3 protein-coding genes and 1 pseudogene are annotated in these 6,391 nt (G+C 71.6%); all 4 read left to right on the top strand.

What is annotated here, in order from left to right; translation table 11 throughout:
• A pseudogene (locus tag ETD83_RS38135) lies at positions 1 to 1,383 on the top strand (hypothetical protein); the annotation flags it as partial.
• Positions 1,380 to 2,366 carry a PrgI family protein gene (locus ETD83_RS38140; RefSeq protein ID WP_171064675.1) on the top strand — a complete coding sequence of 329 codons (987 nt, stop codon included), beginning with the start codon at positions 1,380 to 1,382 and terminating at the stop codon, positions 2,364 to 2,366. The pseudogene ETD83_RS38135 and the gene ETD83_RS38140, both read left to right, overlap by 4 nt.
• Positions 2,363 to 4,201: a VirB4 family type IV secretion system protein gene (locus tag ETD83_RS38145; RefSeq protein WP_138650063.1), complete on the top strand. Its 1,839-nt coding sequence runs from the start codon at positions 2,363 to 2,365 to the stop codon at positions 4,199 to 4,201. The genes ETD83_RS38140 and ETD83_RS38145 overlap by 4 nt, the downstream gene beginning before the upstream one ends.
• A partial coding sequence (locus ETD83_RS38150; protein WP_138650064.1) for a type IV secretory system conjugative DNA transfer family protein occupies positions 4,198 to 6,391 on the top strand: 2,194 nt, incomplete at its 3' end. The genes ETD83_RS38145 and ETD83_RS38150, both read left to right, overlap by 4 nt.

Genomic DNA, 6,391 nt, shown 5'->3' on the forward strand with positions numbered 1-6,391 from the left:
GGTGCGGGCGGGGCGGAAGAAGGGTGCGGGTTCGCTGATGTGAGCTGTATGGCCAAGCGCGCGGTGAACGGCTGGTTCTCCGATCTGGTGTCGTCTGCCGCCAAGCCGATCTTCGAGACCTTGCAGCAGACGGTGCTGGGCACCCCAGAGATGGATGCGCCGCAGATGGTGCGGGTGCGTGAGTTGTGGGGCGTGTCGCAGACGATCGCCAACACCTGCTTCGTGCTGCTGATCACCGCGGGCGGGGTGTGGCTGATGGCCGGGCACAACCTGCCCGGCGCCGAACTCACCCCCGCGCAGCTGGCCGTCCGGATCATTGGAGCGTTCCTGGCCTCCAACCTCAGCCTGATCCTGATCGGACACGGGATCAGTTTCGCCAACGGCCTGGCCGGAGCGTTCCTGCACGCGGGCGCGGAGTCGACCGATCCGAGTGTGGTCGCCGACGTGGTGGCGGGGTTCGTGGCCGCGAGCCTGGTGCCGGGGTCGCCGTTCGGCGCACTGGTCGCGCTGGGCGTGGTGGTGCTGGCGTTGGGCGTGGTGTTCGTCTACGTCGTCCGGCTGGCGCTGACGATGGTGCTGATCGCGGCGGCGCCGGTGGCGTTGATGTTCCACGCGCTGCCGCTCACCGACGGGCTCGCGCGGCTGTGGTGGCGCGGGATGAGCGGGCTGCTGGCGATCCAGGTGTGCCAGGCGCTGGCGCTGGCGACCGCCTACCGGCTGCTGTTCACCGAAACCGACGACACTAGCGACCAGCTCGTCGGGATGCCGTCTGCCAACGACCTCACCGATCTGCTGGTGGCGGCGTGCCTGCTGTGGGTGCTGCTGCGGATCCCGTCCTGGGTCGCGCGGACCATCTGGCGTCCCGCGCAACCGCGCATGCTCGGTGGCCTGCTGCGCAGCCTGATCATCTATCGGGGCCTGGGCGCCCTGCTCGGCCGCCGGCGCGGCCTCGGCGCACCCGCGGCTACCAGCACCTCATCTGCCCAACCACCGCCCGCGCCTCCGAACCGGCCACAGATGCCCGGCCCGCGTCGACCGCTCGCGCTTCCCGCAGGTCCGTCTCCTGCGACGCCACCGCCGCCCAGTGATCCAGACGATCCCGAGACCGGCCCGGAAGGAGACCCCCGACCGATGCAACTCGCGCTCCCGATCCCCAACTCGCCCGCACCCGCCAGGCCACGGGCGAAACAGCCGAGGCAGCTGGCGTTGCCGATGCCAGTCACCCGCGTCCGGAAGCCACCCACACCGCAGCAAGCCGCCGCTCCGGCGCGGCCTCGGGCGCGGTCGCGGCAGCTGATGTTCCCCGGAATGCCCAGACGGCCGGTGCCGCACCGGCAGCTGACCTTGTGGATCGACCCGCCCAAACACCGGAGAAGCAAGTGACCGACCAGCACGGCGAGCGATTGAGTGTAAAGGTTCCGGCCGATGTCGACCAGCCCGACAAGATCCTCTACGGGCTCACCGCCCGGCAGCTGACCATCCTGAGCGGCACCGCCGCAGTGGTGCTGTGGGTGTGGCTCACCTTCCAGGCGGTGGCGCCGTTCCCGGTCCTGGTCGCGGTGGCGACGCCGGTCACGGCCGCAGGGTTCGTGCTGGCGGTCGCCCGTCGCGACGGGATGGGCATGGACCGCTACGCAGCCGCCGCCCTGGCGTTCCTGCGGAGCCCGAAGACGCGGGTGTCGGCGGGTGAGCCGGTGCAGCCGCCGCCGTCGTGGTGCCGGCTGCGCGGCCGACTCCCCGCACGGCTACGGCTCCCGGTCCGGGCCGTCCGTCAGGACGGGGCGATGGAGCTGGCCGACGGCGGTGGTGTGGCGGTGATCGTTCGGGCTGCCACTGTGACATTCAGCCTGCGCACTGCGGGTGAGCAGGCCAGTCTGGTCGCCGGGTTCGGGCGATGGCTCAACTCCCTCGACACGCCGGTGCAACTGCTGGTTCAGGCCCGTCCGATCGACCTGTCCGGCCTGGCCGACCACATCACCGCCCAAGCGCCGGACTTGCCGGATCCCGCGCTGGAGCAGGCGGCGGGTGAGCATGCGGCGTTCCTGACCGAGATCGGTGCCGCGCACGATCTGCTCGTCCGGCAGGTCCTCATCGTGATCAGCGACGGCCCGCCCGTTTCCGCCGCCACGCCGTGGTCGAAGGGCCAACGGCAGCGAACCAACCGGGATGCGGCGACACAGGTGGCGTTGCGGCGCGCCGCCGAAGCCGTGCAGTCGCTGGCCGCTCTCGGCGTGGCAGCCGAGGTCCTGGACGCCGACGCGTGCGTGGCGGTGCTGGCCGAGTCGCTATCCCCAGGCGAGTCCCGCCCTGTGGACAACGCCGCCCCGGACGAGCTGATCAGCTTCCAACAGGAAGGCAGGACATGAGGCGCAGTCTCGGCGACACCCTGCAGGCCCTGCACCCGTTCAGAACGGGCGCCGATCCCGCCGAGGTCAGTGATAGTGATTTGTCGGGCATGGCCGGGCCCGGCGCGCTGCAGGTGAGGCCGCGGTCGGTGGAGTTGCCGGGCGGGGTGTGCGCCTCGTTCACGGTGGCCGGGTATCCGCGGGAGGTCAGCGCGGGCTGGCTGGAGCCGCTGCTGACCTACCCCGGCCGCCTGGACGTGTCCCTGCACGTGGAGCCGGTGCCACCGCTGATCGCGGCGCAGCGGCTCCGCAAGCAACTCGCCCGCCTCGAATCGTCCTCCCGCACCAACGCCCAGCGTGGGCGACTGGCCGACTTCGCCGCCGAAGCCGCCGCCGACGACGCAGCCGAACTCGCCGCCTCACTCGCACGCGGGCACGGCCGATTGTTCCGCGTCGGGCTGTACCTGGCCGTACACGCCGCCGACGACGCGGAACTCGATGGCGAAGTGCAGCGAGTGCGGGCACTGGCGGCCTCGCTCCTACTGGACGCCCAGCCCACCACCTTCCGCGCCTTGCAAGGCTGGACCACCACCCTGCCCCTCGCGCACGACAGTGTAAAAGCGCGGCAGGTGTTCGATACCGCCGCGCTGGCGGCAGCGTTCCCGTTCACCTCCCCCGATCTGCAACCCCGGCTCGGTAACACACCTGTGCTGTACGGGCTGAACGCCTACTCCTCCGGCGTGGTGGTGTGGGACCGGTTCGCCCAGGACAACTACAACTCGGTCACCCTCGCACGCTCGGGCGCCGGCAAGTCCTACTTCACCAAACTCGAAACCCTGCGGCTGCTCTACCAAGGCGTCCACGTCGCCGTCATCGATCCCGAAGACGAGTACCGACGCCTAGCCGGCACGGTCGGCGGCACCCACATTCCGCTCGGCGCGCCCGGAGTGTGCTTCAACCCATTCGACCTCCCGGCCGGGCAGGGCGAGGACACCCTCATCCGAAGAGCGCTGTTCCTGCAGACACTCATCGGCGTGATGCTCGGCGAACCGCTGACCCCGGCGGCGCGGGCGGTGCTGGACCGGGCGATCATCGCCGCCTACCAGACGTGCGGCATCACCCACGACCCGCGCAGCTGGAAACGCCGCGCACCAGTACTAGCCGACCTGGTCCACGAACTAGACCGTATGGGCAGGGAGGGCGCGGCCGAGGCGGCGGATCTGTCAGCGCGGCTGGCACCGTACGTGACCGGGTCCTACAGGGGGCTGTTCGCCGGGCCGACCACCACCCGCCCCGGCGGCCACCTGGTCGTGTTCTCGCTGCGGGATCTGCCCGAGGAGACCCGCACGGTCGGGACGCTGCTCGCACTGGACGCGATCTGGCGGCAAGTCACCGACCCCGCCGACCGGCGCCGCCGGCTGGTGGTGGTCGATGAGGCGTGGACGCTGATGCGCGAGGCCGAAGGCGCCCGGTTTCTGTACCGGCTGGCCAAGTCCGCCCGCAAGCACTGGGCCGGGCTGGCGGTGGTCACCCAGGACGCCGCCGACCTGCTCGGCTCCGATCTGGGGCAGGCGGTGATCGCCAACTCCGCCACCCAGATCCTGCTCCGCCAAGCACCCCAGGCCATCGACCGCATCGGAGCCGCGTTCGACCTCACCGATGGAGAGAAGGCGTTCCTGCTCACCGCCGACCGCGGGCAGGGGCTGCTGTGCGGGACCACGACCGGCGCCGACCGGGCCGCCTTCAGCGGCATCGCCAGCCCCCACGAGCACCGGCTGACCACAACCGATCCCGCCGAACTCGCCGCCCTGGACGAGCCCGCGACCGCTCTAGCGATGGAGGACGACGCCCGATGAACCAATGGACCATGACGCTCGACAGCGCCGGGGGCCCTTATGACTTCCTGACGGAAATATCGCACCATCCGCGCCGGCTCGGTGAGCTTCTCACCAACTACGGGCCCGCTGTCGCGGCGGGCATTCTGGGTGGTGCGGCAGCGTGGGCGGCGGCCCGGCAAGGAGTGTGGCGGTGGCGCAACGCCCGCTTGTCGCCCGGGGCGCGGGTCATCGAGATCGCCGTCCCGCCGAAGGTCGAGGACGGCAGTGCCGCCGCCTGGTGGGCCCACCTGATCGGCCTGACCTTGCCCGCGTGGAAACGCGTGCTGTTCGGGCAGCCGCATCTGGCTTTCGAGTACTTGGCCGACCACACCGGTGTCCGTTTCCAGGTCTGGGTGCCCGGCACCGTCCCGCCCGGGCTGGTGGAGAAGACGATCCGGTCGGCCTGGCCCGGCGCCACCCTCACCACCCGCGCCGCCACCGGACCGCTTCCCGTTGACGCCCAGGCCGCTGGGGGACGGCTGGTCCTTGGGCGCGCCGAGCACTTCCCGCTCACCCACGCCCACGACTCCGATCCACTCCGGGGGCTGCTGGGTACGGCGTCCGGACTCGCCGACGGCGAACACTTGGCGGTACAGATACTGGCCCGCCCGGCGACCGGGCGCCGGTTGCGGCGCGCGCACCGGGCCGCCGCCGCGCTGCGCGGAGCCCGCTCCACCGCACCCCAAGGCGCCCTGTTCGACCTGCTCACCCCTGGCATGACCGGCCACCGGGAACCGGCCGACCTGGCGCGGCAGTTCCCTGAGCGGGGTGAGCAGGTCCGCGCGATCCTCGGAAAGGCCGCCCAGCCGCGGTTCGAGGCCGCGATCCGCTACGGCGTTTCCACCCGCCACCCCGATCAGGCCGAGGCCGGGTGGCTGCGCGCGCACGCGCACGAAGTGGCGTCCACGTTCGCGCTGTTCACCTCCGGCCACCAACACCTACGACGCCGGAGGCTGCGACGCCCCGCCCTCCGGCTCGCCGACCGCCGCCTGCACCGCGGCTTCCTGCTGTCGGTGCGCGAGTTGGCGGCGCTGGCGCACCTGCCCTACGACCTGGCCGCGCCCGGTGTCACCCGCGCCGGAGCCCGCCCCGTCGCGCCCTCTCCCGCCGTCCCGGTCTCCGGGGCCGGTGTCCGGGTGCTCGGGGACTCCGAGGCCGGGGCGCCGCGGCCGGTCGGGTTGACGGTCGCCGGCGCCCGCCAGCACCTGCACGTCCTCGGCCAGACCGGCGTCGGCAAATCGACCTTCCTGGCCAACCTCATCCTGTCCGACGCCGCCGCGGGACGCGGCGCACTGGTCATCGACCCCAAAGGCGACCTGATCACCGACGTACTGGACCGGCTCCCCGACCGCGCCATCAACCGGACCGCGCTGTTCGACCCGGCCGACCGCGGCCGCCCACCCTGCCTCAACGTACTGGCCGGAACCGATCCGGCGTTCGCAGCCGAGTCGATCGTCACCACCTTCCGCCGCTGCTTCTCCTCCTCCTGGGGACCACGCCTGGACGACCTGCTCCGCTCGGCCTGCCTCACCCTCACCCGCGTCAACGGCACCCGCGCCACCCTGGCCGACATCCCCCGCCTACTGGTCGACACCCCCTACCGCACCCGCGTCACCAGCAGGCTCACCGACGAACTCCTCCAAGGGTTCTGGGCGTCCTACGACGAACTCACCCCCGCCGCCCGCGCCTCGGTGATCGGCCCGGTGATGAACAAACTCCGCGCCGTCCTACTGCGGCCCTTCGTCCGCGACACCCTCTCCGGCGGCGCGTCCACCATCGACCTGGGCGGCATGCTCGGCACCGGCGGCCTCATCCTGGCTCGCCTCCCCAAAGGCGTCCTCGGCGAGGACGCCGTCCGGCTGCTCGGCTCCCTGCTACTCGCCCACACCTGGCAGGCCATCACCCCACGCGCCACCCAGCACGAGCACGAACGCCGCGACGCGGCCGCCTACATCGACGAAGCCCACAACTTCCTCAACCTGCCCGGCTCCATCTCCGACATCCTCGCCGAAGCCCGCGCCTACCGCTTCAGCCTCACCCTCGCCCACCAACACCTGTCCCAACTCCCCAAAGAACTGCGCGACGCGATCTCCGCCGACGCCCGCAACAAGATCTACTTCGCCGCCTCCCCCGAAGACGCCACCGACCTCGCCCGCCACACCGCACCCC

It is taken from the genome of Actinomadura soli (genome assembly GCF_005889715.1).
In the GTDB taxonomy this organism is placed as follows: domain Bacteria; phylum Actinomycetota; class Actinomycetes; order Streptosporangiales; family Streptosporangiaceae; genus Spirillospora; species Spirillospora soli.

Bases quoted from the DNA above. Each gene is read 5' to 3' on its own strand.
- ETD83_RS38145 (WP_138650063.1), top strand. From the start codon at position 2,363: ATGAGGCGCAGTCTCGGCGACACCCTGCAGGCCCTGCACCCGTTCAGA.